Annotated in this window: 2 protein-coding genes and 2 pseudogenes; all 4 read left to right on the top strand. The window is 64.3% G+C overall.

All coding sequences use genetic code 11. The features are described from left to right. Positions 1–350 precede the first annotated feature (350 nt). Complete coding sequence (locus tag RMO40_RS12580) at positions 351–1,514, top strand: EscU/YscU/HrcU family type III secretion system export apparatus switch protein (RefSeq protein ID WP_309721499.1); 1,164 nt, start codon at positions 351–353, stop codon at positions 1,512–1,514. Between the two features lie 17 nt (positions 1,515–1,531). Continuing rightward, complete coding sequence (gene flhA, locus RMO40_RS12585; protein WP_309721503.1) at positions 1,532–3,595, top strand: flagellar biosynthesis protein FlhA; 2,064 nt, start codon at positions 1,532–1,534, stop codon at positions 3,593–3,595. Positions 3,596–3,609: 14 nt separating this feature from the next. After that, positions 3,610–3,879, top strand: a pseudogene (locus RMO40_RS12590) (transposase); the annotation flags it as partial. A 35-nt stretch (positions 3,880–3,914) separates the two neighbouring features. After that, positions 3,915–4,115: pseudogene (locus RMO40_RS12595) on the top strand (hypothetical protein); the annotation flags it as partial.

A 4,115-nucleotide genomic window follows, 5' to 3' on the forward strand; every position in this document is an offset into this window, starting at 1 on the left:
AAGTCGGGCAAACCGTTCAATCCCGCTCACGGTCAGACCTCTCCCACTTGAGATGAAACCGCTGCGCCTTCCGAAAACTGCAGGCCAAGGGATTGCCAAACAACACGGTGTCTTTCTTGTCGATACAAGAAAGGAAGTCGCCTGCCGGGGCGAACACCCGGCGCCGACGAACAAGCCAGGCAGAAATACCGACGCGAAGCGGCACGGCACAAAACCTGGATTCCCGCCTACGCGGGAATGACGAGGCGAGGTGGCGCCCAGCCCCAAGAAAGCCCCCCTTTCCCCCTCTTATCCCCCTCAAGTCCAGCCCACAACTGGAAACAATCACATAACCCCAAAAATCCCTCGCCATGGCCGCCTCCGACCAAGACCGCAACCTACCTGCCTCGCAGAGAAAACTCGACAAGGCCCGCCAAGACGGCCAGGTCGTGCGTTCACGCGACCTGGGTCACTTTGCGGCCATCGCAGCCGGTGGCACGGTGCTGGTGGTGCTCGCGCCGCAGGTGTCGCACTGGTCGGCCAGGCTGCTGGGCAACGGGTTGAAGTTCAATGCCGCTTCGGTGCAGTCACCGGCCTTCATGGTCGAGCGCCTGGGCGATCTCACGCTGCAGATGATGTGGATCGTGGTGCCGCTCGGTCTGGTGATGATGCTGGTCGCATTGGTCATGGCTGTGGCGGCCGGTGGCTGGGTCTGGACCTTCAAGCCGCTCACACCCAATTTCGGCAAGCTGAACCCGATCACCGGGCTGCCACGCATCTTCTCCAAACAGCAGCTCATCGACGCCATCAAGGCCTCGGTGCTGGCACTGATCCTGGGCACCATCGGCGCGCTCTACCTGCGCGCCAACATCGACACCTTCGGCGGCGTGCTCACCATGGCGCTGCCGGTGGCCCTGTCTCACGCCGGCAGCGCCATCGTGGGCGGCATGTTGTTGCTCTTGCTCGCGCTGGCGGCCTTTGCGATGGTCGACGTGCCGTTGCAAAAGCACCTGCACGCCGGGCGGCTCAAGATGAGCCACCAGGAAATGAAGCAGGAGCAGAAGGAAGTCGAGGGCAACGTCGAGGTCAAGGCCAAGGCACGTGCCCGCATGCGCGAGATGAACAACCGCCGCATGATGGCCGCCATCCCCAATGCCGACCTCGTCGTGATGAACCCGACCCACTATGCCGTCGCGCTCAAGTACGACGACGCCAAGATGGGCGCCCCGCGCGTGGTGGCCAAGGGCGCCGACCTGATGGCGATGAAGATCCGCGACATCGCCAAGTCGTCGCAGGTGCCGGTGCTGCAAGCCCCGGTGCTGGCGCGTGCCCTGTTTGCCCATGCCGAAGTCGACCGCGAGATTCCCGCCGCGCTGTTCTCGGCCGTGGCCCAGGTGCTGGCCTATGTGTACCAACTGCGCGCCGCGCTCACCGGCCGTGTGCCGATGCCGGGCAGCCTGCCTGAACTCCATGTGCCGGCCGAGCTGGACCCCCACAACAAACCGGGCTTCGTGCCTGATGAGGTGATCGAGTGAATGCCTTGATCAAACAGATGCAGGGTTTCCTGGGCCCGCACAGCACCGCCATCAAGGCGCTGATGGCGCCGGTGTTCATCATCATGGTGCTGTCCATGATGGTGTTGCCGCTGCCGGCTTTTGCGCTCGACTTGCTGTTCACCTTCAACATCGCGATGGCGCTGATGGTGATGATGGTCGCGGCCTACATGGTGCGCCCGCTCGACTTCTCGGCCTTCCCGACGGTCATCTTGCTGACCACGCTCCTGCGCCTGTCGCTCAACATCGCCTCCACCCGCGTGGTGCTGCTCGAAGGCCACACCGGCCCGGGTGCGGCCGGCAAAGTGATCGAATCGTTTGGCCACTTCCTGATCGGCGGCAACTTCGCGGTCGGTTTGATCGTGTTCGCGATTCTTGTGGTGATCAACTTCATCGTGGTCACCAAGGGCGCCGAGCGCATTGCCGAAGTCGGCGCGCGTTTCACGCTGGACGCGATGCCCGGCAAGCAGATGGCCATCGACGCCGACCTCAACGCCGGCCTGATCGACGAAAAAGAAGCCAAGCGCCGCCGCCTCGAAGTGGGCAACGAGGCCGAGTTCTTCGGCTCGATGGACGGTGCCAGCAAGTTCGTGCGCGGCGACGCCATCGCCGGCTTGCTGATCCTCTTCATCAACATCATCGGCGGCTTCATCATCGGCGTGGCGCAGCACGACCTGAGTGCTTCGCAAGCCGCCAACAGCTACATCCTGATGGCGGTGGGCGACGCCCTGGTGGCCCAGATCCCCGCGTTGCTGATCTCGGTGGCGGCGGCGATGGTCGTCTCGCGCGTGGGCAAGGAGCAAGACGTCGGCACGCAGATCGCGGCGCAGGTGTTTAGCTCGCCGCGCATCCTGGCCATCACCGCGGCGGTGATCGGCATGCTGGGTTTGATCCCGGGCATGCCGCACTTCGTGTTCTTGCTCATTGCTTCGGGCCTGGGCTACGCCTCGTGGTGGATGAACCGGCGCAACCAGCGCGCCAAGCTCGCCCCACCCACGCCGGCGATCACCGCCGAGCCGAATGCCGAAGCCACCTGGGACGACCTGCAACCGGTCGACACCCTGGGTCTGGAAGTGGGCTACAGATTGATTGCGCTGGTCGACAAGGCGCGTCAGGGCGACCTGTTGCAGCGCATCAAGGGCGTGCGCCGCAAGTTTGCGCAAGACGTGGGCTTCTTGCCGCCGCCGGTGCACATCCGCGACAACCTGGAGCTCAAGCCCAGCATGTACCGCCTGACACTTCGCGGTGCGGTGGTGGGCGAGGGCGAAGCTTTCCCCGGCATGCTGCTGGCCATCAACCCGGGTGGCGCCACCACCAACCTGATCGGCACCAAGACCCACGACCCGGCGTTCGGTTTGCCGGCGGTCTGGATCGAAGAGCGCCAGCGCGAAGCCGCGCAGATGAACGGTTTCACTGTGGTCGATTGTTCGACCGTGATCGCCACGCATTTGTCACACCTGATGCAGATGCACGCCGCCAAGCTCTTGGGCCGTGTGGAGGTGCAGCAGCTGGTGGAGCACGTGACCAAGCTCGCGCCGAAGATGATCGAAGACGTGGTGCCCAAGATGGTGAGCATCCCGGCGCTGCAGAAGGTGTTGCAGCTGCTGCTCGAAGAGGGCGTGCACATTCGCGACATGCGCTCCATCGTCGAGTGCCTGGCCGAACATTCGTCGACGGTGAGCGACCCGGCCGAGTTGTCGCGCCGCATCCGCATCCACATCGCACCGGCCATCGTTCAGCAGATCTATGGGCCAGTGCAAGAGCTGGAAGTGATTGCCCTGGAGCCCGAACTCGAGCGGCTGGTCACCCAGGCGTTGAACTCGCCGCACGGCGCCGCATTGGACCCCGGTGTGGCCGACACGCTCACCCGCAGTGCCGCGCAATCGGCCAAGCGGCAAGAGGATCTGGGGCACCCGGCTTGTTTGCTGGTGCCCGACATGATCCGCGCGCCGATGGCCCGCCTGCTCAAGCGGGCTGCACCGAGGCTGCGCGTGCTGGGTCACAGCGAAATTCCCGAAACCCACTCGATTCGCATCGGCGCGATCATCGGCGCGCAGGGCTGACGCGCATCCTCGCCGACGGCCAGGTGTCGTTGACCGACCCGGATGCTCGCTCCATGGCCACCAGCGGCCGTGGGACCTGCGTTGTTGGCTATAACGTCCAGACTGCGGTCGACGACAAGCATCACCTGATCGCCGCCCACGAGCTCACCTACATCGGCAATGACAGAACTCAGTTGGCGTCGATGGCGCAGCAGGCCCGCGAAGCCACGGGCATCGACAGCTTCACGGTCGTTGCCGATCGCGGTTACTTCAAGGGTGACGAGATCCTGAAGTGCGATCAGGCCCGCGGCTGCTGCGCAGTCTGAAGCCACGCAGCGAGATGGACCTCATCAGGACCGGTCCGGCGTTGTCGCTTCGTGCGGGCGAGGTGTGGGAATTGCCCGACGGCATGAAGTTCAGGCCACAGCCGGTCATGACCATCGATGACCTGACGGCACTGTCCATGGCCGTTGTCGAAGGCGTCGGCGTTGCGCGCCTCCCAGGCCTGTTGTGCCAGCCGCTGCTTGCACAGAAGAAGATC

The sequence above is a fragment of the Rhizobacter sp. genome (genome assembly GCF_031412075.1).
Classification (GTDB): domain Bacteria; phylum Pseudomonadota; class Gammaproteobacteria; order Burkholderiales; family Burkholderiaceae_C; genus Rhizobacter.

Bases quoted from the DNA above. Each gene is read 5' to 3' on its own strand.
- RMO40_RS12580 (WP_309721499.1), top strand. From the start codon at position 351: ATGGCCGCCTCCGACCAAGACCGCAACCTACCTGCCTCGCAGAGAAAA.
- flhA (WP_309721503.1), top strand. From the start codon at position 1,532: ATGCAGGGTTTCCTGGGCCCGCACAGCACCGCCATCAAGGCGCTGATG.